This window comes from Leifsonia sp. LS1 (genome assembly GCF_020521355.1).
In the GTDB taxonomy this organism is placed as follows: Bacteria; Actinomycetota; Actinomycetes; order Actinomycetales; family Microbacteriaceae; genus Leifsonia.
This window is the reverse complement of record NZ_BPER01000003.1, coordinates 251,959-275,745: the sequence shown is the minus strand read 5'-3', so window position 1 is coordinate 275,745 and position 23,787 is coordinate 251,959. Positions and strand designations below refer to the sequence as shown.

Annotated in this window: 18 protein-coding genes; 13 read left to right on the top strand and 5 right to left on the bottom strand. The window is 72.4% G+C overall.

Annotation, left to right across the window (positions count from 1 at the left end; translation table 11 throughout):
• Positions 1-140 precede the first annotated feature (140 nt).
• Positions 141-4,796 carry an ATP-dependent helicase gene (locus tag LLS1_RS07495; RefSeq protein ID WP_226654449.1) on the top strand — a complete coding sequence of 1,552 codons (4,656 nt, stop codon included), beginning with the start codon at positions 141-143 and terminating at the stop codon, positions 4,794-4,796.
• A 38-nt stretch (positions 4,797-4,834) separates the two neighbouring features.
• Complete coding sequence (locus LLS1_RS07490) at positions 4,835-5,611, top strand: DNA-formamidopyrimidine glycosylase family protein (protein ID WP_226654447.1); 777 nt, start codon at positions 4,835-4,837, stop codon at positions 5,609-5,611.
• A 99-nt stretch (positions 5,612-5,710) separates the two neighbouring features.
• Here LLS1_RS07490 and LLS1_RS07485 read toward each other — a convergent pair whose 3' ends face one another.
• Positions 5,711-6,289: an NADPH-dependent FMN reductase gene (locus tag LLS1_RS07485; protein ID WP_226654445.1), complete on the bottom strand. Its 579-nt coding sequence runs from the start codon at positions 6,287-6,289 to the stop codon at positions 5,711-5,713.
• A 345-nt stretch (positions 6,290-6,634) separates the two neighbouring features.
• Here LLS1_RS07485 and LLS1_RS07480 point away from each other — a divergent pair, with 345 nt between their 5' ends.
• On the top strand, positions 6,635-7,153 hold the full coding sequence (locus tag LLS1_RS07480; protein WP_226654443.1) for a MarR family winged helix-turn-helix transcriptional regulator: 519 nt from the start codon (positions 6,635-6,637) through the stop codon (positions 7,151-7,153).
• A gap of 128 nt (positions 7,154-7,281) precedes the next feature.
• Positions 7,282-9,033, top strand: coding sequence for an LCP family protein (locus LLS1_RS07475; RefSeq protein WP_226654441.1), 1,752 nt, complete (start codon positions 7,282-7,284; stop codon positions 9,031-9,033).
• 21 nt (positions 9,034-9,054) lie between these two features.
• Here the strand turns inward: LLS1_RS07475 and poxB are convergent, their stop codons facing one another.
• The gene (poxB, locus tag LLS1_RS07470) at positions 9,055-10,788 is read right to left on the bottom strand and encodes a ubiquinone-dependent pyruvate dehydrogenase (protein WP_226654439.1); all 1,734 of its coding nucleotides are present in this window, start codon (positions 10,786-10,788) and stop codon (positions 9,055-9,057) included.
• Between the two features lie 147 nt (positions 10,789-10,935).
• Between poxB and LLS1_RS07465 the strand changes: the two genes are divergently transcribed.
• On the top strand, positions 10,936-11,313 hold the full coding sequence (locus LLS1_RS07465; protein WP_223357920.1) for a DUF3566 domain-containing protein: 378 nt from the start codon (positions 10,936-10,938) through the stop codon (positions 11,311-11,313).
• Here the strand turns inward: LLS1_RS07465 and LLS1_RS07460 are convergent.
• Entirely contained in the window at positions 11,294-11,947 is a 654-nt protein-coding gene (locus tag LLS1_RS07460) for a TetR family transcriptional regulator (protein ID WP_223357921.1), read from the bottom strand. The genes LLS1_RS07465 and LLS1_RS07460 overlap by 20 nt on opposite strands.
• A gap of 56 nt (positions 11,948-12,003) precedes the next feature.
• On the opposite strand from LLS1_RS07460, the gene LLS1_RS07455 reads away from it, so the two are divergent.
• The 7 genes from LLS1_RS07455 (at position 12,004) to LLS1_RS07425 (ending at position 17,008) form a co-directional block, all read left to right on the top strand.
• Positions 12,004-12,696 (top strand): biotin transporter BioY, encoded by a 693-nt coding sequence (locus LLS1_RS07455; RefSeq protein ID WP_226654437.1) that lies wholly within the window; start codon positions 12,004-12,006, stop codon positions 12,694-12,696.
• Positions 12,693-13,832, top strand: a complete 1,140-nt coding sequence (locus LLS1_RS07450) for a fatty acid--CoA ligase family protein (RefSeq protein ID WP_226654435.1) — start codon at positions 12,693-12,695, stop codon at positions 13,830-13,832. The genes LLS1_RS07455 and LLS1_RS07450 overlap by 4 nt, the downstream gene beginning before the upstream one ends.
• A complete protein-coding gene (locus tag LLS1_RS07445; protein WP_226654433.1) occupies positions 13,825-14,994 on the top strand; it encodes a thiolase family protein in 1,170 nt (389 codons plus the stop codon). The genes LLS1_RS07450 and LLS1_RS07445 overlap by 8 nt, the downstream gene beginning before the upstream one ends.
• Positions 14,991-15,680 (top strand): energy-coupling factor ABC transporter ATP-binding protein, encoded by a 690-nt coding sequence (locus LLS1_RS07440; RefSeq protein WP_226654431.1) that lies wholly within the window; start codon positions 14,991-14,993, stop codon positions 15,678-15,680. The genes LLS1_RS07445 and LLS1_RS07440 overlap by 4 nt, the downstream gene beginning before the upstream one ends.
• Positions 15,674-16,270, top strand: coding sequence for an energy-coupling factor transporter transmembrane component T (locus LLS1_RS07435; RefSeq protein ID WP_226654430.1), 597 nt, complete (start codon positions 15,674-15,676; stop codon positions 16,268-16,270). Before LLS1_RS07440 ends, LLS1_RS07435 begins: the two co-directional genes overlap by 7 nt.
• Positions 16,267-16,605 carry a CHY zinc finger protein gene (locus LLS1_RS07430; protein ID WP_226654429.1) on the top strand — a complete coding sequence of 113 codons (339 nt, stop codon included), beginning with the start codon at positions 16,267-16,269 and terminating at the stop codon, positions 16,603-16,605. The genes LLS1_RS07435 and LLS1_RS07430 overlap by 4 nt, the downstream gene beginning before the upstream one ends.
• 97 nt (positions 16,606-16,702) lie before the next feature.
• Positions 16,703-17,008 (top strand): DUF2470 domain-containing protein, encoded by a 306-nt coding sequence (locus LLS1_RS07425; RefSeq protein ID WP_226654427.1) that lies wholly within the window; start codon positions 16,703-16,705, stop codon positions 17,006-17,008.
• Positions 17,009-17,112: 104 nt separating this feature from the next.
• On the opposite strand, the gene LLS1_RS07420 is transcribed toward LLS1_RS07425, so the two are convergent.
• A complete protein-coding gene (locus tag LLS1_RS07420) occupies positions 17,113-21,906 on the bottom strand; it encodes an ExeM/NucH family extracellular endonuclease (protein ID WP_226654426.1) in 4,794 nt (1,597 codons plus the stop codon).
• Positions 21,907-22,130: 224 nt separating this feature from the next.
• Here LLS1_RS07420 and LLS1_RS07415 point away from each other — a divergent pair, with 224 nt between their 5' ends.
• Positions 22,131-23,006 carry a LysR substrate-binding domain-containing protein gene (locus LLS1_RS07415; RefSeq protein ID WP_226654425.1) on the top strand — a complete coding sequence of 292 codons (876 nt, stop codon included), beginning with the start codon at positions 22,131-22,133 and terminating at the stop codon, positions 23,004-23,006.
• Positions 23,007-23,069: 63 nt separating this feature from the next.
• Here the strand turns inward: LLS1_RS07415 and LLS1_RS07410 are convergent, their stop codons facing one another.
• A complete protein-coding gene (locus LLS1_RS07410; RefSeq protein WP_226654424.1) occupies positions 23,070-23,645 on the bottom strand; it encodes a ScbR family autoregulator-binding transcription factor in 576 nt (191 codons plus the stop codon).
• Between the last annotated feature and the right edge of the window lie 142 nt (positions 23,646-23,787).

Genomic DNA, 23,787 nt, shown 5'->3' with positions numbered 1-23,787 from the left:
CCGCACGATGCGGACCGAACGCGGAGAACGGCCCGGGCGGAAGCGACATCCTGTCCACATCGCCGGGGCGCGGGAGGGGCGGTGCGGGCGAGACGGTCCGCGGGTTCCGGGTGTCGGTGGTCGGGGGCAGGATGGTGGGGATGGGCGACGTGCTCGAGCGGTTCTCCCCCGCGACCCGTGAATGGTTCCGCGGGGCTTTCGCCGCGCCCACGGCCGCGCAGGAGGGTGCGTGGGAGGCCATCTCGCACGGCCGCCACGCGCTCGTCATCGCCCCCACTGGCTCCGGCAAGACGCTCGCCTCCTTCCTCTGGGCGATCGACCGGCTCGCGAGCGAGGAACGCCCTCCGGACGCCCCGAAGGGCACACGCGTCCTCTACATCTCGCCGCTCAAGGCGCTCGGGGTGGACGTGGAGCGCAATCTGCGTGCGCCGCTCGTCGGCGTGACGCAGACGGCCAAGAGGCTGGGGGCCGAACCTCCGCACGTGACCGTCGGCGTGCGCTCGGGCGACACCCCGTCGTCGGACCGCCGGGCGCTCGTCACGAACCCGCCGGACATCCTCATCACGACGCCCGAGTCGCTGTTCCTCATGCTCACCTCGCAGGCGCGCGAGACCCTCGCCTCGGTCGAGACGGTGATCGTCGACGAGGTGCACGCCGTCGCCTCGACCAAGCGCGGCGCGCACCTCGCGCTCTCCCTGGAGCGCCTCGACGCACTGCTGCCGAAGCCCGCCCAGCGCATCGGGCTCTCCGCGACCGTACGCCCGCCGGAGGAGGTCGCACGCTTCCTCGGCGGGCGCGGGCCGGTCGAGGTGGTCGCGCCGCCGTCGGGCAAGCGCTTCGACCTGCGGGTCGTGGTGCCGGTCGAGGACATGAGCGAACTCGGCACCTCCACGTTCGCCAGCGACAACGACGACGGCTCTCCCCCGCAGGCCGGCTCGATCTGGCCGCACGTCGAGGAGGCGATCGTCGACCGCGTCGTCGAGCACCGGTCCTCCATCGTCTTCACGAATTCGCGCAGGCTCGCCGAGCGCCTGACCGCGCGCCTCAACGAGATCTACGAGGAGCGCGTGCTGGGCGGCGCGCTCGACGCGGCGGGGCAGCGGCGGCCGCCCGCCGAGCTGATGGGCGGATCCGGTCAGACCCGTGGTTCGCAGGCCGTCGCCGACGACGCGGATGCCCTCGTGCTGGCCCGTGCACACCACGGCTCCGTCAGCAAGGAGCAGCGCGCCCTCATCGAGGACGACCTGAAGACCGGCCGCCTGCGCTGCGTGGTGGCGACGTCGAGCCTGGAGCTCGGCATCGACATGGGCGCCGTCGACCTCGTGGTGCAGGTGGAGGCGCCCCCGTCGGTCGCGAGCGGCCTGCAGCGGGTGGGGCGCGCCGGCCACCAGGTCGGCGAGGTCTCGCGCGGCGTGGTCTTCCCCAAACACCGCGCCGACCTCATCCACTCGGCCGTCGCGACCGAGCGGATGACGGCGGGGCTCATCGAGACCCTGCGCGTCCCCGCGAATCCGCTCGACATCCTCGCCCAGCAGACCGTGGCCGCGTGCGCGCTGGAGCCGCTCGACGCGGACGACTGGTTCGACACGGTGCGCCGCAGCGCCCCATTCGCGACCCTCCCTCGCAGCGCGTACGACGCCACGCTCGACCTCCTGGCCGGGCGCTACCCCTCCGACGAGTTCGCCGAGCTGCGCCCCCGGGTGGTGTGGGATCGCGACAGCGGCGAGATCACCGGCCGACCGGGGGCGCAGCGCCTCGCTGTCACGAGCGGCGGCACCATCCCCGACCGCGGCCTGTTCGGCGTCTACATGGTCGGCGAGAAGGCCAGCCGCGTCGGCGAGCTCGACGAGGAGATGGTCTACGAGTCGCGTGTCGGAGACGTGTTCGCGCTCGGCTCGACGAGTTGGCGCATCCAGGAGATCACCCACGACCGCGTGCTGGTCACTCCGGCGTTCGGCGAGCCGGGTCGGCTGCCGTTCTGGAAGGGCGACGGCCTCGGCCGCCCGGTGGAGCTGGGCCGTGCGGTCGGCGCCTTCCAGCGCGAGCTGAGCACGGCTTCCCCCGCCGATGCCGAGCTGCGCTGCGTCGAGGCAGGGCTCGACGCCTGGGCCACCAGCAACCTCCTGTCGTTCCTGGACGAGCAGAAGACGGCCACCGGGCACGTTCCGACCGACCGCACGCTCGTGGTCGAACGCTTCCGCGACGAACTCGGCGACTGGCGCGTGATCCTGCATTCCCCGTACGGCATGCAGGTGCACTCGCCGTGGGCGCTGGCCGTGCAGGCGCGGGTGCGCGAACGCTACGGAATCGACGCGGGCGCCATGGCGGCGGACGACGGGATCATCGTGCGTATTCCCGACACGGAATCCCAGCCGCCCGGAGGCGAGCTCTTCGTCTTCGAACCGCAGGAGCTGGACGAACTCGTGACCGCCGAGGTCGGCGGCTCCGCGCTGTTCGCCTCGCGCTTCCGCGAGTGCGCGGCGCGCGCCCTGCTGCTGCCGAAGTACAACCCGGGCAAGCGGTCGCCGCTTTGGCAGCAGCGGCAGAAGGCGTCGCAGCTGCTCGATGTCGCGCGCAAGTACCCGAGCTTCCCGATCATCCTCGAGACCATCCGCGAGTGCCTGCAAGACGTCTACGACCTCCCGGCGCTCGACGAGGTCGCCAAGCAGATCGAGCAGCGCAGCATCCGCATCGTCGAGGCGAGCACGGAGAGCGCGTCGCCCTTCGCGCGGTCGCTCCTGTTCGGCTACGTCGCGGCCTTCATGTACGAAGGCGACAGCCCTCTCGCCGAGCGCCGTGCGGCCGCACTGTCGCTCGACGCGGGACTCCTCGCCGAGCTGCTCGGCCGCGCCGAGCTCCGCGAGCTGCTCGATCCGGCCGTGATCGAGCGGGTCGAGCTGCAACTCCAGCGGCTCGACCCCGAGCGGCGGGTGCGGGGCGTGGAGGGCGTGGCGGACCTCCTGCGCCTGCTCGGGCCGCTGAGCACGGAGGAGATCGCACAGCGCATGCAGGCGGAGGACGGGGCGACCGCCTCGGACGAGGGATCCCTGCCCGACGCCCTCCCGCACGCTTCGCTCACCGAGGCGACCGCGCATCTCGCCGCGCTGGTGGAGACGAAGCGCGCCCTCGCGGTGACGATCGCGGGCGTCGAGCGGTTCTCCGCCATCGAAGATGCCAGCCGGCTGCGCGACGCGCTCGGCGTGCCACTCCCGATCGGCGTGCCGGTCGCCTTCATCGAGCCGGTCGACGATCCGCTCGGCGACCTGGTCAGCCGGTTCGCACGCACCCACGGTCCCTTCGAGACCGCGGAGGTCGCCACCCGGTTCGGGCTCGGCACCGCGATCGTCCACGACGCCCTCCGCCGCCTCGCGCACGACGGACGGGTGGTCGAAGGCGAGTTCCGGCCGCACGCCCACGGCAGCGAGTGGAGCGACGCCGAGGTGCTCCGCCGGCTGCGGCGGATGTCGCTCGCGGCCCTCCGCCACGAGGTCGAGCCGGTCGACACGGCGACGTTCGCGCGGTTCCTTCCGGACTGGCAGCACGTCGGCTCCACCCTACGCGGGGTGGATGCGGTCGCCTCCGTGGTCGAACAGCTCGCGGGGGCGCGCATCCCGGCGTCGGCGTGGGAGTCGCTCGTGCTGCCCAGCCGTGTCGCCGACTACAGCCCGACGATGCTCGACGAGCTGACGGCGAGCGGTGAGGTGATCTGGGCGGGCGACGGGTCGCTCCCGGGGTCGGACGGCTGGGTGAGCCTCCACCTCGCGGACTCCGCCCCCCTCACGCTCGCGCCTCCGGGCGAGCACGAACCGGACGAGCTGCAGGGGGCGGCGCTCGACGCGCTGTCCCGCGGCGGCGGATTCTTCTTCCGCCAGCTGTCGGACGCGCTCGGCGCTGCGGCGGGCGAGCCGGTCGACGACTCAGCGCTCGTCACCGCCCTCTGGGATCTCGTCTGGGCGGGGCTGGTCACGAACGACACGCTCGCACCGCTCCGCACGCTCACCGGGAGCGGGTCCGGCGCGCACAAGCGCCCCCGTCAGCCCGCGCGTGCGCGCATGTACCGCGGTCGCGCTGCCGCCCGGTCGGCGATGGTGACACGGATGGGGCCGCCGACGGTCGCGGGCCGCTGGTCCCTGCTGCCCGAGCGCGACCTCGACTCCACGGTGCGGGCGCACGGACAGGCGGAGACGCTGCTCGATCGCTACGGCGTCGTGACGCGCGGCTCCGTCATGAACGAGGGGACGCCCGGCGGGTTCGCCCTCGCCTACAAGGTGCTCAGCGGCTTCGAGGAGACGGGACGCGCGCGGCGCGGCTACTTCGTCGAGACGCTCGGCGCCGCCCAGTTCGCCACCGGTGCGACGGTCGACCGGATGCGCGGCTTCACCCGCGACCCGCTGCAAGAGCGCGCCTACGCCGCGGTCGCCCTCGCCGCGACGGACCCGGCCAACCCGTACGGAGCGGCGCTCCCGTGGCCGGCCGCCCCGGGCGAGACCGGCACCGGGCACCGCCCGGGACGCAAGGCGGGCGCGCTCGTCGTGCTCGTCGACGGCGAGCTGGCGCTCTACGTCGAGCGCGGCGGCAAGAGCCTGCTCTCGTTCGTGGACCCCGAGGCGCCCGCGAGCCCCCTGGCGCTCGCCTCCGCCTCCCGTGCACTCGCGGCGCTCGTCACCGGGCGCCGCGTCGACAAGCTGGCCGTCGAGACGGTCAACGGGGCCTTCGTGCTCGGGACGCCGACCGGCGACGCGCTCGCCGAGGCCGGCTTCCTCCCCATCCCGCGCGGTCTGCGGCTGCGATCATGAGGTGGCGACCGTGACCGACGGAATCCGGCGGGGGCCGCGTGCCCGAGGGTGACACCGTCTATCAGGCCGCCCGCCGGCTTCGGGAGTCGCTGGCCGGGCGCATCCTGACCGCCACCGATTTCCGGGTGCCGCGCTTCGCCACCGTCGACCTCTCCGGAGAGCGCGTCGACGACGTGCTCAGCCGCGGAAAGCACCTGCTGATGCGAGCGGGCGGGTTCACCATCCACTCGCACCTCAAGATGGAAGGCTCGTGGGAGGTGTACCGGTCGGGCGAGCGCTGGCGGCATCCGGCCTTCCAGGCGCGGGTGGTGCTGCGGACCGCGGAGGCCGAAGCGGTCGGATTCCTGCTCGGCATCCTCGAGGTCGTGCCGCGGTCGAAGGAGCAGGACGTCGTCGGGCACCTCGGTCCCGATCTGCTCGGCGCGGACTGGGATGCGGACGAGGCCGTGCGGCGGGTCTCCGCTCGTCCTGACATTCCGATCGGCGTGGCACTGCTCGACCAGCGGAATCTCGCGGGGCTGGGCAATGTGTACGCGAACGAGTTGTGCTTCTTGCGCGGCATGCTGCCCACACGACCGGTGGCGGAGGCCGACGTGCCCGCCGCCGTCGACCTGGGCCACCGGCTCATCGTCGCGAACCGCGACCGGCCGCTCCGGGTCACCACCGGCGACACGCGCCGCGGCCGGAACACGTGGGTGTACGGGCGGGGCGGCCAACCGTGCCGCCGCTGCGGCACACACATCCGCCGCACGGAGCTCGGACGCACCGAGCTCGAGGAGCGTGTCACCTACTACTGCCCCTCGTGCCAGACCTGACCCCGCGCTTTCTCGCGCGCCCGCGCACCGCCGGTTGCGCGGAATCCGGGGGCGAGACCGCCGAGCACGCGGAGAATCCGCGTACTCGGCGGTGACCGGTCAGGCCGCGGCCGTGGCGAGCGCGCCGGTGCGGACGGTCTCGAGGGCGGCGGACCAGGACTCGAGCTGCTCGAAGAGCGGGGTGAGGGCGGCCTCCTGCTGAGCGGTGGGCTTGAGCGACCAGTTCTCGAAGTCGTGGGCCAGGCTCAGGCCGACGAAGGCGCTGACCGTCGCGACCTGCAGCTGCGAGAGGACGAGGCGCAGGTGCTCGACCGCACGGGCGCCGCCGAAGACGCCATAGCTGACGAAGCCGGCGGCCTTGTTGTTCCACTCGGCGCCGACGAAGTCGATGGCGTTCTTGAGGGCACCGGACGTGCTGTGGTTGTACTCGGGCGTGACGAACAGGTAGCCGTCGAACTCGGCGATCTTCGCCGCCCAGGCCTTGGTGTGGTCGTTCGCGTACTGCCCCATCGCGGCCGGCATGGCCTCGTCGAGGTGCGGCAGGTTCCAGTCGGCGAGGTCGACGAGCTCGTACTCGACGCCCGGGCGCTTCGCGGCGTGCTCGTAGACCCAGCGGGCGACGGCCTCGCCGTTGCGGCCCGGGCGGGTGCTGCCGATGATGATGGCGATCTTCGTCATGTCCATCCTTCGATAATTAGGTGACGTGTCACCCTGTGCGAACCCCGGCATCCACTGCCGCATTCCCGCCGCGCCGACGGAATCCGCCGGACTCGGCTCGTCGCATGGATCCGCGGCACCCGCCACAGCCCGATGACGTCAACCTCCCGTCCGACGCCTCCGAGGAGGAGCGGCGGCAGGCTCCGTGACTCCGGAGTTCTCCGCCGCCACGCCGCGTAATTCACCGGAATGCCGGAGATCGTGAGCCGGTCCGGGCGGATCTCCGGATTGAGTGGGGCGGAGGCGCGGGAGGGCGGAGGCGCGGGTGACCGGCGCGGAGAGGGCCGTCGCGTGCGAGGATGGCGTATGCCCACCGCGCGCACCCGGCCAGACCCGCGCAAGCTCAGCGCCGACGAAGAAGAGCTCTTCCACGCGTTCTATCTGATGCGCCGCGGCTTCGACCGAACCCTCGATGCGCAGCTGCAGCGCGACGACGGCATCTCCATCTCCGAGCTCGAGGTGCTCATGGCCCTCGTCCGCTCCCCCGGCCGACGCCTGCGCGTGCGTGATCTGGTGGCCCTCACCGGCTGGGAGAAGAGCCGTGTCTCGCACCAGGTGACGCGGATGGCGGGGCGCGGGCTGGTGGAGCGGCAGGACTGCGCGGAGGATCGCCGGGCCAGCTGGATCCAGCTGACCGGGGACGGCCGTCGTGTCGTCGTCCGTGCACTGCCGGAGCACACGAAGACCATCCGCCGCATCCTCTACGACGCGATCACACCCGAGCAGCAGGAGACGCTGCTGGAGATCTCGCAGCGGATGACGGCGGCGATGGAGGCCGCGCTCGACGCTGCGGGCGCGGACTGCCCCGAGGCGACGACGGACTGAACGTTCTCGCAGGGGCGCCGCTCGCCTGCTGAGGTCCGCCTGGGAGGTCGGAGCCGAAACCCTGGCGATTCGTCGGGAACACCGCCGAAACCAGGGGCTCTTCAGCCTCGGCGCTCTAGCGTTCTCGTGTGCGACGACCGAATCTCCCCGACACCCCCGGCGCCGACGGCCGTGACGACTCCCGCGAGCCGGCGACCGAGGTCTTCGGCCGCGTGCCCGCGGCCGACCCCCGGCGGCCCGTGCGCGCGACGAGACCGGCGTCGGCCGTGCGGTCCGGCGCGGGAGCGGCGGGCGCGGGGAGCGCGGGCGGCGCCGGCTACGGCGGATTCGACCCGTTCGGCAGCGCGGCCGCCGACGAGGCCGAGACCGGGCGAGGCGGCGGCTCCGGACGCGGCAGCTCCGGGCGCGGCGGACGCGGTCGCGGTGGGCGCGGCGGCGACGGCTCGGGAGGCGCGGGCGGCGGCAAACGCGGCCGCGACCCCCGCAAGCGCCGGCGCACCAAGCGCATCGTCGCCTGGACCGCCGGGACCCTCGCGGTGCTGCTCGTCGTCCTCGGCGGCTACGCGGCCTACAGCTACTTCCGCTTCGTCAACGGCGTGACGCACGTCGACGTGATCTCGAAGTCGGGGAAGGATGTCGACGGCACCGATCAGAACATCCTGCTCGTCGGCGACGACCACCGGCCCGACGGCGCCACGCAGGCCGAGCTCGACCAGCTGAGCACCACCGACGACGGCGGCGGCACGAACACCGACACGATGATGATCCTGCACATCCCGGCGGACGGGAAGTCGGCGACGCTCATCTCGCTGCCCCGCGACTCGTGGGTGGACGTGCCCGGTCACGGGATGAACAAGCTCAACGCCGCGTTCTCCCTCGGCGGGGGCGCGACCGATCCGACGAGCGGCGCCAAACTCCTCATCGACACCGTCCAGAACCTGACCGGCCTGTCGATCGACCACTACGTGCGGGTCTCCCTGCTCGGCTTCTACACGATCGCGCAGGCGCTCGGGCCGGTGCAGGTGTGCCTCAACGAGGCGGTCGACGACCCCTACTCCGGTGCGAACTTCCCCGCCGGCGTCTCGACCCTCGATGCCAAGCAGGCGCTGTCGTTCGTGCGTCAGCGCCACGGCCTCCCACGCGGGGACCTCGATCGCGTCGTGCGTCAGCAGTACTTCCTCTCGGTGGAGGCGCACAAGTTCCTCTCGGCGGGCACCCTGCTCAACCCGGGCAAGCTGACCAACGTGCTCGACGCCGTGAGCGGGTCGCTCGAGACCGACCCCGGCCTGAACTTCCTGCAGCTGGCCGCTCAGCTGCAGGGTCTCACCGGCGGCAAGATCCAGTCGGCGACCATCCCGATCTCCGGCACGCCGACGATCACCGTCGACGGCGAGGACCTCTCCATCGTCGAGGTCGACACGGCCGCCATGCCGGCGTTCATCCAGAGCCTGATGGGCACTCCGAGCGCCTACGAGAAGGCCACCGCGGCGAAGCCCGCCGACACGACCGTGACCGTGCTGAACGGCGGCAGCCAGAACGGCGCGGCGGGCACGGCGACCGAGGCGTTCGCCGCCGCGGGATTCAAGACGGGCACCCCGGGGGACGCGGACACCGTCGCCACCACGACCATCCAGTACCCGTCGGGCCAGGAGGCGCAGGCCAAGGCCGTCGCCGCGCTGCTCCCGAGAGCCGCGGTGCAGGAGACCAGCAGCGTCTCCGGCGTGACGGTCGTGCTCGGCGACGACGGCATCATGCCGTCCGCCGGCGGCGCCTCCTCGGGTGGCTCCTCTGGCTCGAGCGGCTCAGGATCGGCACCCGCGCCGACGCCGACCCCGTCCGGACCGGCAAAGACCTACAGCGACACCGTCTGCATCAACTGACCGCTTGCCTCCGCCGGCCCGTCAGTCGAACAGCCGCCGGAAGATGTTCGTGTCCGCCAGGTCGACCAGCTCGTCGCCGCGGCCCGACATGATCGTGCGGAGCGCGTAGAGGGTGAATCCCTTGACCTGCTCGGCCGTGATCGCGGGCGGGATGCTGAGCTCCTGACGCGCGGTGACGACGTCGATCAGAGCGGGACCGTCGTGCGCGAACGCCGTGCGGAGGGCGCTCTCCAACTCGTCCGGCTTCTCGACCCGCTGGCCGTGCAGGCCGATGGCCTGCGCGACCTGGGCGAAGTCCGGGTTGTCGAGTCCTGTGCCGAAGTTGACGAAACCGGCGGCCTTCATCTCCACCTCGACGAAGTTCAGGGACGAGTTGTTGAACACGACGATCTTGACCGGAAGCCTGTTCTGGCGGAGCGTCAGCAGTTCGCCGAGGAGCATCGCGAGGCCGCCGTCCCCGGCGAGCGCGACGATCTGCCGGTCGGGGAAGGCGGCCTGCGCCCCGATCGCATGCGGGAGGGCGTTGGCCATCGAGCCGTGCGAGAACGAGCCGATGAGCCGCCTCCGGCCGTTCATCCGGAGGTAGCGCGCAGCCCAGACGACCGGCGAGCCGACGTCGGGGATGAAGACGGCGTCGTCCGTCGCCAGCTCGCTGATCAGGCGCGCGACGTACTGCGGGTGGATGGGCGTGCGGTTGCGGTCGTTGACGGCCAGCTCGTCGAGGCTCTTGCGCGCCTTGGCGTAGTGCGCGGTCGAGGAGTCGAGGTGCTTGGTGTCCGAGCGCTCCTTCAGCAGCGGGAGGAGCGCCTCCGCCGTGTCCGCGACGCTGCCGACCAGGCCGAGGTCGATCGGAGTGCGGCGGCCGAGGTTCTCGCCGCGGAGGTCCACCTGGATGATCTTCGCCTTCGACGGGTAGAACTGCTGATACGGGAAGTCGGTGCCCAGCATGAGCAGCACATCACACGACTCCATCGCCCGGTAGCCGGACGAGAAGCCGAGGAGACCGGTCATACCCACGTCGTACGGGTTGTCGTACTCGATGAACTCCTTGCCACGGAGGGCGTGCACGACCGGGGCTTTGAGAGCCCCCGCGAGCCGGATGAGCTCGGTGTGGCCGCCCTCGACACCGGCGCCCGCCAGGATGGTGACCTTCTTCGCGCCGTTCAGGATGTCGGCCGCGGCGCGCAGCTCTCCGTCGGTCGGCCGGGTGACGCGCGGCGAGTAGACGATGGGCGCCGACGTGCGACGTCCCGTGCTCTCCTTCAGGAAGATCTCGCCCGGGACCACGACGACCGCGACGCCGCGACGCTCGACAGCGGTGCGCATGGCGATCTCGAGCACGCGCGGCAGCTGCTCCGGGATCGACACGAGCTCGGTGTAGACCGCCGCCTCCCGGAACATGTCCTGCGGGTGCGTCTCCTGGAAGTAGGTGCTCCCGATCTCGGGGCCCGGGATCTGCGCCGCGATCGCGAGCACGGGGACCCGGCTGCGGTTGGCGTCGAACAGGCCGTTGATCAGATGGAGGTTGCCCGGGCCGCAGCTGCCCGCGCAGACCGCGAGCTCACCCGTGAGGGCGGCCTCCGCCGCGGCCGCGAACGCCGCCGCCTCCTCGTGGCGCACGTGCTCCCAGGCGACGTCGCCATCCCGTCGCAGCGCGTCGGTGAAGCCGTTGAGGGAGTCACCGGGGATGCCGTACACCCGCTTCACCCCCGCATCCTTGATGATCTCCACGATGGTGTCGGCGACGGTGGGCATAGCGGGTCTCCTGATGGTCGGCGGGCGATACAGCCCACGCTAGCCCCCGGTCGCGCCGCTGACGAGGGGTGCGTCGCGGCCGGTTAGACTGACCCTCGGGGACTGCACCGCACCGCGGGGCGGGAGCAGCACGGGGAGGGGTCCGGGATGTCGGCACGCAAGAAGCAGACGAAGCGAGCGGTCATGCGCCTCGTCTACATCGACTTCTGGTCGGCCCTGAAGATGTCGTTCCTGGTCAGCCTGATCGTCGCCGCGATCACCGTCGTGCTCGCGCTGCTGCTCTGGGCCGCACTCGAGAAGTTCGGCGCCGTCGGGCTCGCCCGCAGCTTCCTCGAAGACGTCGCGGGAGCGCAGGGGGCCGCGCTCGTCGCCGGGATCACGTTCCCGAACTTCATGACGTTCACGCTCGTCGTCGCGCTGCTCGAACTGATCGTCGTCTCAGCGCTCGGGGCGATCGTCGCGGCGCTGTTCAACCTCGCGACCACCACGGTCGGCGGGTGGAAGGTCACGTTCGGGGGCGACTGACCTCCGCATCGCGCTGCTGCGCCCGCAGGTGTTCCAGGCCGCCGACGAGCAGGTCGACGCCGAAGGAGAACTCGGCCGTCGCACTGTCCCCACCCGGTGTGATCGCGGGCTCGGCTGCGTCGGTGAGCACGCCGAGGCTGTCGTACTGCATCCGCTGCTGCTCGTGGGAGACGTGCCCGAGCACGAAGTGCAGGAGCGCGGTCGCGGCGCGGCGGCAGGTGGCGTCGTCGAAGCCGCCCCGTGCCACGGCGGAGGCGAGACGGTCGAGGGCGGCTCCCGCGCCCAGACCGAGGGCGAGCGTGCTGGCGACCACCTCCGCACCGTCCCGGTAAGCGAGCAAGGCGTCGCGGAGGGCGGCCGCCTCGTCGCGGACGGCGTCCATCCCGGTCGGCTCGGGAGCGGCCGCGCGGCCCGACGCACCGGCCTCGCTCGCGGCGACGATGCGGTCGGCGAGGTCCGCGAGCAGGGTCTGCTTGTTCGGGAAGTGCCAGTAGAGCGCGCTCGGCTGCACATCGAGGGCGGCCGCGAGACGGCGCATCGTGAGGTCGGGGAGGCCGTGGTCGTCCAGGATGCGCAGCGCTGTGAGCGCCACATCGTCACGTGTGTGCCTGCGTCCGCTTTCGATCCCCGTCACGATCCCACTATAGTGAACGCTGTTCAGGTGAACAGTGTTCAGGTGAGGATCCCATCATGACCAGTGCCCCCGCTCCCGCCGCCCGTCGGCGCCTCGACGCGACCGACCTCGCGCGCGTCGCCGTGTTCGCGGCCATCGTCGCCGTTCTCGGCCTCCCCGGCGGCTTCACCTTCTTCGGCGGCGTCCCGATCACGGCGCAGACCCTGGGCGTCATGCTCGCCGGCGCGATCCTCGGCCCGTGGCTCGGCGCGCTCTCGATGGCGGTGCTGCTGGCGCTCGTCGCCGCGGGCCTGCCGCTGCTCGCGGGCGGGCGCGGCGGCATCGGCGTCTTCCTCGGCCCGTCGGCCGGATACGCGCTGGGCTGGATCGTGGGCGCCCTCGTCATCGGCCTGATCGTGCATGCGGCGGGGCGCAAGCCGGTGTGGTGGCGGACCGTTCTCGGGATGGTCGTGGGCGGCATCCTCGTGATCTACGCCGTCGGCATCCCGGTGCAGAGTCTGGTCACCCGTCTGCCCCTCGGCGAGACCGTGCTCACGAGCCTGATGTTCGTGCCCGGCGACCTGGTGAAGGCCGTGCTGGCGACGATCATCGTCTCGACGCTGGTGCGCGCCTACCCGCGGGCGTTCCGTCGGACGTGGCGCCTGCGCGGCACCGGGGCACGCGCAGGTGCGTCCGCGGGGCAGGGCTCCGTGGCGGGCGTGCCTGCCGGAGAGCCGGAGGCCGCGACGACGACCACGCCGGCCCCGTGACCGCTCACCGGTTCGTCGCCCTCCGGGGACCGGCGCGCACCGTGTTCGCGGGGGTGAGTGCGGCGCACGCGGCAGGCGACGTGCCGCTCGTCGTGGACGAGCGAGCACCGGCGGCGCAATGGGACACGGTGCGCGCGGTGGTGGACGGCACCCGACCGCATCCCGACGCGGTGTGGGCGACCCTCACCTCGGGCAGCAGCGGGGCCCCGCGCATCGTGCAGCGCACCGCAGCCTCCTGGGCGGCGTCGTTCCCGGCGATCGCCGACCTGCTGGACGCCGGACCCGGCGACGCCGTCGCCCTCCCCGCGCCGCCGGCCTCCTCACTGACGCTCTTCTCGCTGGCGCACGCCCTCGACGGCGCCGGACCCCGCCCGCTCCTGCCGCACGGGCACGTGCTCACGGCGGAGGACGCCGCGGAGGCGACGGCCTTCCACGGGACACCCCATGCCCTGCGCGCCCTCCTGGAGGCCGGTGCTCCCCGGCGACTGCGTACGGCCCTCGTCGGCGGCTCGCACCTCGACCCGCGCCTGCGCCGGCAGGCGGAAGAGAGCGGCATCCGAGTGGCCGCGTACTACGGCGCCGCGGAACTGTCGTACGTCGCGATCGACACCGGAGACGGCCTGCGCGCCTTTCCCGGGGTGGAGCTCGACGTGCGCGACGGCGAGCTGTGGGTGCGGTCGCCGTACACCGCGCTCGGGTACGCGGCGGCCTCCGACGGCCCCGAGCCGTTGCGACGGGACGGCGACTGGGCGACCGTCGGCGACCGCGCCGAGCTGACGGACGGACGGCTGCGTCTGCTCGGCCGGGCGGACGACGCCATCCTGAGCGCCTCGGCGACGATCGTGCCGGAGGAGGTCGAAAGCGTCCTGCGCGCGATCCCGGGCGTGCGCGACGCTGTCGTCTTCGCGCTGCCCCGCGGGCGGGTCGGCGCGCTCGTCGCGGCGGTGATCGAACCGTCCGCCGACGGGATGCCGGACCTCGCACAGCTGCGCCGCACAGCCGACGAGCGCCTCGCGCCTGCGCATCGGCCGCGGCGCTGGTTCGTGGCCGACCTGCCCCGCACCGCGTCCGGGAAGGCGGCGCGCGCCGAGACGGCACGCCGCGCCACCGCCGGGGAGGTGGACCGCATTGGCTGAGCGCAGCGCTCCGGTGATCGTCGCCGCCCGGCGCACCCCGATCGGGACGCGCGGCCGCGCGCTGGCCGCGCTGCGGGTGGAGCACCTCGCCGCGCCCGTCATCCGCTCCGCGCTGACCGACGCCGCCCGGGCGACCGGGGGGCGGATCGAGGTCGCAGACGTCGTCCTGGGCAACTGCATGGGCCCCGGAGGCAACCCGGCACGCGTCGCCGCACTCGCCGCCGGCCTGGGGGCGCACGTCCCCGGCGCGACCGTCGACCGGCAATGCGGGAGCGGTCTGGCCGCGATCATCGACGCGGCCACGGCCATCCGCGCCGGCGATGAGCGCGCCCGGGTCGCCGGAGGGGTGGAGAGCGCCTCCACCGCCCCGGTGCGCTCCCTGGACGGCGTCGCCTACGACCGCGCGGCCTTCGCACCCGACGGGTGGCCCGATCCCGGCATGACGGAGGCGGCGGAGGGCCTGGCACAGCACGACGGCATCCCCCGGTCACGCCAGGACGCCCACGCCGCACGCAGCCACGCCCGCGCGCGTGCGGCCCTCGTCGCCGGTCGGTTCGCGGAGGAGATCGTCCCCCTCGCCGGCATGACCGCGGACGACGCGATCGGCGGGGCCGAACGCCTGCTCCCCCGGCTGCCCGCACTCTTCGCGGGCGGATCGCTGACGGCCGGCACCGCGACACGGATCGGCGACGGCGCCGCGGCCGTGGTGCTGGTGCCCGGCGCGCAGGGCGGCGGAGCCGGTGTCGGAGGCCGCACGCACGGCGGCGGCCGGCCCGTCGGTCTCGCCGTCCGCGCACATGCCGTCGTCGGCTGCGACCCCGCCCTCCCCGGAATCGGAGCCGCCCCGGCGGTGCTCGCGGCGCTCGGCCGTGCCGGTCTCCGGACGAGCGACGTGGCCGCGTTCGAGATCGTCGAGGCGTTCGCGGCGCAGAGCCTGGCCGTGCTCGACCGCCTCGGCATCGTGGACGACGACGCCCGTGTCTGCGCCGACGGCGGAGCGCTCGCGCTCGGGCACCCCTGGGGCGCCAGCGGCGCGGTCGGCGTCGTGCGTCTCTTCAGCCGGCTCGTGCGCTCCGGCGCGCCCGCGGGGACGATCGGTGTCGCCGCGGCGTCGGTCGGAGGCGGTCTCGGGGTGGCCGCGGTGCTGGAGGTGGTCCGATGAGCGGAATCCGACTCGACGGCGTGACCGTGCGCCTCGGCGACGCCGACGTGCTGCGCGATGTCGCCGTCGACCTGGACGCGCGCACGGTCTCGGTGATCGGCGAGAACGGCTCGGGCAAGTCGACCTTCGCGCGACTGCTCGGCGGCCTCACACCGGCGACCGCCGGCCGCATCGAGGTGCTCGGGCTCGATCCCGCGCGGCAGTCCGCGGAGCTGCGACGTCGCGTCGCGGTCGTCTTCAGCAACCCGGACGCGCAGATCGTGCTGCCGACCGTGGCCGAGGACGTCGCGTTCTCCCTGCGCGCCGAGAAGCCGACCCGCGCCGAGGCGGCCGAACGCGTCGCGGGCGCACTCGCACGGTTCGGGCTCACGGACCTGGCCGAGCGGTCCTCCCACGATCTCTCGGGCGGCCAGAAGCAGCTGCTCGCGCTCTGCGGGGCGTTCATCCGGCATCCCGAGCTCGTGATCGCCGACGAGCCCACCGCCTTCCTCGACGCCCGCAACGCCCGCCGCGTCGCCGACCACCTGTTCGCGGAGGAGCACGGCCACCGGCTGGTGCTCGTCACCCACGACCTGGCTCTCGCGGAGCGCTGCGATGTCGCGGTGCTGTTCGCGGACGGCCGGGTCGCCGGAATCGGCACGCCCGCCGACATCGTGGCCGAGTACGAGGCGAGCATCCGATGGTGACGCTCTACCGGCCCGGAGACGGCCTCCTGCACCGCATGCCCGCCGGGCCGAAGACGCTCGTGCTGCTGGCGCTCGTGCTGGCGGTCTCCCTGCTGCCGTCGGTGTGGTGGACCGCCGCCGCGGCGACCGCCGTGTGCGTGATCGCCTACCTCGCCGCGGGTCTCGGCCTGCGTGAACTCGGACGGCAGGTCGTCGCGGTGCGCTGGGTCGTCGTCGTGACGCTCGCCGGGCAGCTGATCTTCCTGGGCGTAGAGCCCGCCGTCTCGAACACCGCGCGCGTGACGGCCGCGGTCGTGCTCGCCGCTCTGCTGGTGCTGACCACGCGCGTCACCGCCCTGCTCGACGCGATCGAGCGCGGGCTGGCCCCCCTCGCCCGCGTGCGCCTCGACCCGCAGCGGGCCGCGCTGCTGCTGACGGTCACCTTCAGCACCCTCCCCGTGCTCGCCCGCCTCGCCCACGACGTGCGCGAGGCCCAGCGCGCCCGCGGCGGCCGGGCGAGCCTCCGCCTGTTCGCGGTGCCGTTCCTCGTCGTCGCGCTCAAGCACGCCGACCAGCTCGGCGACGCCCTGACCGCACGGGGCGTGCGGTGAGCGGCGGGGCGCCGGATGGGGGTCGGCCGCGCGTCCTCGGGCCGACCGTCGACGAGCAGACCCGGTGCATCCATTACCGCAGCGAGCTCGACGTGATCGCGATCCGTTTCGCGTGCTGCGGCGAGTACTACCCGTGCCACCTGTGCCACGCGGAGGCGGCGGACCATCCCGCGCGGCCGTGGCCGGCCGGCTCCGACGACGAGCGGGCCGTGCTCTGCGGCGTCTGCGGCGCCGAGCTGACCGTGGGCGAGTACCTGGCCGTCGCTTCCTGCCCCGCCTGCCGTGCCCCCTTCAACCCGGGCTGCACACTCCACCGCCCCCTCTACTTCGACTGAGCCGCTCCCGAGACGGCGAATTCTTCGCCGCCTGGGTGGTTTCGCGTGGAGTTTCCGCCGCTTCGCCGCCGGGCGATGGGTGAGCGAAGATGGAGGGATGGCGCACGGATTCGATGAGGCGACCCTGGCGGGCGTGCTCGGACACATGAACGCGGACCACACCGGCGACAACCTCCTGATCGTGCGGGCGTTCGGGTGGCCGGAGGCGGTCGGCGCGGAGATGACCGCATTCGACGGCGACGGCGGGGACTGGCGCGTGGAGCTCGCCGACGGCACGACCGCCGAGGTGCGCGTGCCGTGGCCGGGAGGCCCGATCACGGAACGCCCCGAAGTGCGGCGCGAAGTGGTCGCCCTCTACGACGAATCCTGCCGCCGCCTGGGCGTGGAGCCCCGGCCGCACTGACGGCGAGCCGAGGCGGCCGATTCTCGGCCGCCTCGGCGCTTTCCCCATACTTCGGGCCGCCTCGGTTGCCGATGGCGGCGCGATGGGATCAGCCGATCAGCGGATCAGCCGAACAGCTTGTGGAACCAGTTCCACAGCCAGGCGAGGTCGCAGATCCAGTCCCACCAGCCGCCGCCGGAGGACTTCACCTGGAAGGCGCTCCAGCCGATCACGCCGTTCGACGCGTTCTGCACGGAGAGCTTGTGGTCGCCCCTGTCGAGCTTGGCCGGGAGGGTGAGCTTCAGGACGCCGTTCGCCGGCACCTGCACCCAGCCGCCCGAGATGTTCTTCGGCGAGGAGTACACCCAGACGGAGACCCACTGGCCGGCGAGCTTCGCGTCCACGGTCACCTGGACCGGGTCGCCCGCCTTGTAGCTGGTCTTGTCGAGGGTGACCTTGCCGAAGAGCGCCTTCGTGAGGGCCGACTCCTTGGCCGCCTTCGGGTCCTTCGTCGGCTTCGGGTTCTCCACCGGCTTGTCCGCGACCTTCAGTGCCACCGTGACGGTGGTGCCGGAGTCGGGAGCGGTCAGCACCAGGGTGCTGGCGCCCGCAGCGTCGGCCGGGACGGTGAACGCGACGGTCGCGCTGCCGTTCGCATCGACCGGGACGCTGCCCAGGTCGGTGCCGCTGCCCGTCCACGAGAGCGTCAGCGAAGTGTTCGCCGGGCTGCCGAGGGAGGTCAGGTTCAGCTTCGAGACGGTGAAGGATACCTGCTGGCCGCGCTGCAGGGTGTCGGTCGGAGCGCCGCTGACGGCCACGCCGCGCCGGGCGAAGCTCGGCGACACCGGACTGGTGTTCTGCAGGTAGCTGATCCAGGCGTCCCGGTCGATGAGACCGGAGTCCTTGGTGTCCTTCCCCGCCGCGAAGGCGCGGAAGTTGTCACCGCCCTGGAGCAGGAACGAGAACGAGCCGATCCGGTACGACTTCGCCGGGTCGATCGGCGCGCCGTTCACGAGGATGCTCGTGACCCGGTCGCCGGCGGCGCGGGAGGCGTCGTACGTGTAGCTGACGTTCTTCGACAGGCCGAGGTTGAGGAACGGCCGGCTCGGCACGGTGCCGTCGGCGTTCGTCTGCCACTGCTGCTCCAGCGCCTGCTTGAACTGCGCGCCCGTGAGGGTCGTCGTCCAGAGGTTGTTCACGAACGGCAGCACGGCGTTCGCCTGTGCATACGTGATGGAGCCGTCGGCGCCGTAGAGCAGGTCGGCGCGCAGGCCGCCCGGGTTCACCACGCCGATCTCGGCGCCGCCGAGCTCTGCGGGCGAGAGGGTCGACAGCAGCGAGTCGGCGACGAGGTTGCCCAGGGTGGACTCGCTCGCGCGGTCGTCGCGGAGGCCGGAAGCGTACGCCGTCGTGATGTCCTTCGTGACGGAGCCGATCTTCTGATTGCCGATGACCGCCGCGTCGGCGAGGGCCTTGTCGACGATCGTCTTGACCTGCGCGACCCGGGGGTACGCTGCCACGAGGTCCGCGTCGGCGTCCGTGGTGCGGGCGACGTTGCGGAGGGTGTGGGCGGTGACCTGGTCGGTCTCGGGGTCGACGGTCAGCGTGACCTGGCCGATGTTCTCGCCGTAGCTGCCGGTCTGGACGACGGGACGCGTCGCGCCCTCGACGCCCGGTACCGGGGCGTCCCACGCGTACTGCTTGTGCGTGTGACCCGTGAAGATCGCCGAGACCTTCGCGCTCGTCTTGGTGACGATGTCGGCGAACGCGCCGCCGGCGGCGACCTCCTGCTCGAGCGTCGCGCCGTCCGGCGTCCCCGCCCCGGCGCCCTCGTGGTACTCCGCGACGATCACGTCGGCTTCGCCGTTGGAGGCGTCGCCGTCGGTGAGCTGGTTCGCCACGCGGTTGACCGCCTCCACCGGGTCGCCGAAGTCGAGCGTCGAGATGCCGCCCGGCGAGACGAGGGTCGGGGTCTCCTGTGTGACGGCGCCGATGACACCGACCGTGACGCCGTTGACGTCGAACACCGCGTACTCGGGCAGAGCCGGGTTCTTGGTGCCCTTCGTGTAGACGTTCGCGCCGAGGTAGCTGAAGTCCGCCGCGTCCTTCACCCGGCCGGTCAGGTCGGAGAAGCCCTTGTCGAACTCGTGGTTGCCCACCGCGCTGGTCTTCAGCCCGAGTGCGTTCAGCACGTCGATGGTCGGGATGTCGCCGGCCGAGGCCGAGGCGAACAGGGAGGCGCCGATGTTGTCGCCGTCGGAGAGGAAGAGGGTGTTGCCCTCGCCGCCCTCCGCGCGCAGCTTCTCGATCGTGCCCGCGAACTTCACGGTGTTGGCGTCGATCCGCCCGTGGAAGTCGTTGATGTTGAGCAGGTTCAGCGTCACCGGCTTCGCGGCGAGACCGAGGCCCACCACGATCGGGTCGTGGTCGCTCGACCGGTACGGGTCGGCGGCGTAGAAGTTCGTGACGTTGTAGTTGTACCGGCTGTACTCCAGCGCGATCGACTCGCCCGAGTTGATGTTCCACACGTCCGCGCCCGTGATCGCAGCGTTGGCGGCGGGTGAGGCGAACACGTGGTCGAGGGAGCCGACCGTGCCGCCGAACGAGTACGTGTGCTTGCTCGTGCGCGTGCTGACCTGGTCCACGTAGCCCGCGTCGGTGAGGACCGTGATCGGGTCCTCCTGCAGGTACGCGTTGAAGTCGCCGATCAGGAGCACCTTGTCGAGGCCGAGGGCGGCCTTGCGCTCGTCGGCGAAGGCGACCAGCGCCTTCGCCTGCTTCACGCGGGAGGCGTTGGACGCGCCCTGGCCGTCGCCCTGGTCGGCGTCGGCCCCGTCGCCGGAGCCCTTCGACTTGAAGTGGTTCACGATGGCGATGAACGCGTTCGCGTCCTTCGCGCCGACCTTCTTGAAGGCCTGAGCGAGCGGCTGGCGGGCGTTCGAGAACGCCGCGTCGTCCAGGATGCGGGAGGCGCCGACCGGCTCCGCGACGGCCTTCTTGTAGATGAAGGCGGTGCGGATGACGTCCTCGGAGGACGGCACGGTCGACGGCGACTTCACGTACGCCCAGACCTCACTGCCCGCCGCGGCGTTGAGCGCGCCGACGAGGGTCTTCAGTGCGTCATCGCGGTCGAGCCCGAAGCGGGCCGAGTTCTCGATCTCCTCGAGGGAGACGACGTCGGCGGTCAGGCCGTTGATCGCGGCGACGATCTTGTCCTGCTGGCGCTTGAGGTTGGTCGCGTCGGCGGCGCCGCGGGCGTCGCATCCGCTGTTGACCGTGATCTTGTTGCCGTCGCGGTCGGTGTAGAAGGTGCAGCCGCTCAGCTGGTCGCCCGTCGTGGTGAAGTAGTTCAGCACGTTGAAGGTGGCGAGTCTGAGGTCGCCGCCCACGTTCTCCGGGGCCGCGGTGCGCGTGTTCGCGAAGGTGGCGGGCTGGACCGTCGACGCGTTCGCCGGGGTCAGCTCAGCGGTCGGCTGGAACTTCCACGCGTTGTTGCGGTAGTCGAGGACGACCGGCTTCGTGAAGGTGACCGGGGCGCCGACGCGGACCGGGTCGGTCAGCGACAGGTAGGGCAGCGGCTTGGACTTGTTGGCCGCACTGAGGAAGTTGGTGGAGGCTCCGTCGTCGAGGACGACGCCGCGGGCCTTCACGTCGGCGACGGCGGCGGTGTACTCCGCGGTGCCGGGGCGCGCGACGTCGGTGGGCTGCAGCAGCGCGGTCTCGCCGGCGGCCAGCCCGATCTCGCCGTACTGGTTGGTCGAGTACGTGTCGGTGACGGTGAAGGGTCCCTGCGGGGCGATCAGCATGCCTTCGAGGCTCTCGCGCTGCGCGTCGGTGGCGGGCAGGCCGACCGTGGCGGGCGCCGGAGCGGTTACGGTGCTCGCGTCGAGCTTGTCGAGCTTCGACGCGGTGATCTCCGTGAGGCCGTTGAACTCGCTGACGGCGCCGGTCACCTGCACGTAGTCGCCGGCGGCGACGGAAGCGGCGTAGGAGGAGCCGTAGACGAAGACCGCGTCGGAGGCGGTGTGGGTGGCCAGGTCGACGGCGCCGCCCGTGCCGGGGGTCTGGATGTAGAACCCGTTGAAGCCGCCGGTCGCGTACTGCGCGGTGACGACGCCGACGGTGGTGACGGTCTGGCCCGCCTTCGGGCTGGTGTCACCGGTTCCCTGGATCTCGGAGATGGCGATCGCGCCGGCCGGGGGTCCCGGGTCGGTCCCGGTTCCGGGGTCGGTTCCCTCGCCCGGGTCGGTCGTGCCGCCTCCGGGGGTGGTCGCCGAGTTCTGCGGCGTGATGGTCGCGCTCAGGGTGAAGTCGGCGCTGTTGTCGTCGGTGTCGGTGAATGACGTGCGGTTCAGCGACTTGACGTCCGTGTTGGCGGAGGGCGCGGGGGCCTTGGCCTTCTCGAACGTGTTCGATGTGCCGTAGCCGAGCAGGTCGACCACGCCGGCCGCGCCCGTGACCGAGCCCGCGGGCAGGGTGAGGGCGGAAGCGGCGTTGGAGAGGATCAGGGTGCCGGTGGTGCCGCTGGGGTTCAGCGCGTTGCTCGCGATGTCGGGCGTCGGGAGGGCGGCGCCGCTGGTGCCGTTCGAGCCTCCGGCGACGAGGTAGTGGCCCTTGGCGGCGATGGAGCCGGTCAGCGGCACGACGCCGCTCGCGGCGCCGGTGCTGGTCGCGGAGCGGTACTGCACGCTCCAGCCGCTGAGGCTCACGGCGGCGTCGCCCGGGTTGTACAGCTCCACGAACTTGTTCGTGTAGGCCGCGCCGGCGCTGCCGCCGGAGAGGTAGGCCTCGTTGATGACGACACCGGTGCCGTCGGTGCTGGCGAACGCCGGCGTCGCGACGAGGGCGCCGGCTGCCAGGCCGGCTCCGACGATCGCGGCCGTGGCAGCGCGCCACACCCTGCCATTCCTGATTGACATTGCTCTCCCTGGTCGGTGGGGGTGGGATGGATCCGACGGTCAGAGTAGGAACCACGATCGTCGGGACTCTGTCTCTTGTGTGAACGTACAGAAAACTCGTTCAGGGGTAGACCGCTCATTTGAGCAGCCTTCGGGGGTGGTCCTGGTCGACCACCCGTGTATGGGTGGGTTCCGGCCCCCGCGGAAACGGTCTGCCCGGCCCGCCGTGCGCCATGATGGGTCCCATGCGGATCGACGAGATCGCCCATTTCCGGGCGCTGGCCGCCGAGGGGCACCTGGCGCTCGCGGCGCAGTCCCTCGGCGTCTCCCAGTCGACCCTCTCCCGGTCACTGGCACGGCTCGAGGCGGAGGCCGGCGTCGAGCTGCTCGACCGGCGGCGTGGCCACCTCGAGCTCAATCAGTACGGGGAGATCCTGCTCGCCCACGCGGCGCGCGCCGAGCTGGAGCTGGAGAACGCGCGGGCGAGGATCGCGGCCCTCCGGGACCCGTCCGCGGGGATCGTCTCCGTCGCGTACGTGTCGTCATTCGGCGGCTGGCTCATCCCACGCGTCGTGAGCGAATACCGCGCGCTGTTCCCCGACATCCGGTTCGTCCTGCGCGGGGGCACTGCGGACACGGTGCTCGACGCCCTGCGGGAGGGGTCGGCCGACGTCGCCTTCCTCAGCCCCGACCCGCGCGATCCCGGGATCGACTGGCACCCGCTCACGGCCGAGCGACTCGTGCTGGGCGTGCCCGTCGGGCACCCGCTCGCCGGCCGCGAACGGGTGACGGTCGACGACCTCGCCCCGTACGAGCTCGTCTCGTTGCGCCCGGGCTCCGGGCTCCGCCACATCGCCGACGCCTACTTCTCGGCGCACGGTGTCGTCATGGCGCCGGTGATCGAGGTGACCGAGCTCGCCACCCTGCGCGCCCTCGTGCGTGACGGCGTCGGCGTCGCGCTCATCCCGGACACACCGGCCGAGGCGGGGATCGTCGCGGTGCCGCTCGCCGACGAGGCGACCAGGGTCGTCGGCCTGGCGCGCAACACCGCGCGGTCGGAGTCGGCCGCCGCCGCGCAGTTCGCGCGCTTCGTGCGGGAGGAGCTCGGGCCGCTGGAGTGAGCGCCTCCGGCCGCCGGGAGCGGGCGCGAAGCCGCTCGGCGCCGGGCGAGCGGAGAGGTCAGGTCAGGCGTGGCCCGCGATGACGTCCCAGATCCGCTCGGCGTCCGCCTCCAGCCCGTCCAGCCTCCCGCGCTCGTCGGCGATGAGGTACGCGCCGAAGAACGCCTGGACCGCGACCGTCGCGAGAGAGGAGGGATCGGCCCCCGGGGAGAGCTCGCCCGCCTCGGCCGCCTGTTCGAGGGAACGACCGACCACGGCCGACCAGCGCGCGTACGCGTCGTCGTCGGGTTCGGGGGTCAGCACGGTGCGGCTCAGCTTCATCGCCGCACGCACCCGCGCGTCCGTGGCGAACACGACGGCCACCCGTCGCAGCACCTCGCGAGCGGCGGCGAGGCCCGTCGCCCCGCTCGCATCCACCTCCGCCACGAGCTCCGGCCAGGTCGCATACTTCTCGGCGACGAGCGCCTCGGCGAGATCCTGCTTCGAGCGGAAGTGGAAGTAGACGGCGCCCTTGGTGAGCTGCGTGCGCTCGATGATGCGGTCGAGCCGGGCGCCGGCATAGCCGTGCGCATCGAACTCGGCGGCCGCAGCATCGAGGATCGCCGTGCGGCTGCGCTCGGCGCGTTCCTGAAGGGGCATGGACGGGGAGACCTCCGGAGATGGGACGAATGTGGGTCCCCCCAGCGAAGACTGTACCTCCCCGGAACGGGGGCCAGGCGGGACACGCCGCGTCACATTTCCCTCCGATGAGGCCGGGGATGCGCTTGACTATGCGCGCCCG

What these genes read in the sequence shown, in the direction of transcription:
- LLS1_RS07495 (WP_226654449.1), top strand. Translation starts at nt 141, where the DNA reads ATGGGCGACGTGCTCGAGCGGTTCTCCCCCGCGACCCGTGAATGGTTC.
- LLS1_RS07485 (WP_226654445.1), bottom strand. Translation starts at nt 6,289, where the DNA reads ATGACGAAGATCGCCATCATCATCGGCAGCACCCGCCCGGGCCGCAAC.
- LLS1_RS07480 (WP_226654443.1), top strand. Translation starts at nt 6,635, where the DNA reads ATGCCCACCGCGCGCACCCGGCCAGACCCGCGCAAGCTCAGCGCCGAC.
- poxB (WP_226654439.1), bottom strand. Translation starts at nt 10,788, where the DNA reads ATGCCCACCGTCGCCGACACCATCGTGGAGATCATCAAGGATGCGGGG.
- LLS1_RS07465 (WP_223357920.1), top strand. Translation starts at nt 10,936, where the DNA reads ATGTCGGCACGCAAGAAGCAGACGAAGCGAGCGGTCATGCGCCTCGTC.
- LLS1_RS07455 (WP_226654437.1), top strand. Translation starts at nt 12,004, where the DNA reads ATGACCAGTGCCCCCGCTCCCGCCGCCCGTCGGCGCCTCGACGCGACC.
- LLS1_RS07440 (WP_226654431.1), top strand. Translation starts at nt 14,991, where the DNA reads ATGAGCGGAATCCGACTCGACGGCGTGACCGTGCGCCTCGGCGACGCC.
- LLS1_RS07435 (WP_226654430.1), top strand. Translation starts at nt 15,674, where the DNA reads ATGGTGACGCTCTACCGGCCCGGAGACGGCCTCCTGCACCGCATGCCC.
- LLS1_RS07425 (WP_226654427.1), top strand. Translation starts at nt 16,703, where the DNA reads ATGGCGCACGGATTCGATGAGGCGACCCTGGCGGGCGTGCTCGGACAC.
- LLS1_RS07420 (WP_226654426.1), bottom strand. Translation starts at nt 21,906, where the DNA reads ATGTCAATCAGGAATGGCAGGGTGTGGCGCGCTGCCACGGCCGCGATC.
- LLS1_RS07415 (WP_226654425.1), top strand. Translation starts at nt 22,131, where the DNA reads ATGCGGATCGACGAGATCGCCCATTTCCGGGCGCTGGCCGCCGAGGGG.
- LLS1_RS07410 (WP_226654424.1), bottom strand. Translation starts at nt 23,645, where the DNA reads ATGCCCCTTCAGGAACGCGCCGAGCGCAGCCGCACGGCGATCCTCGAT.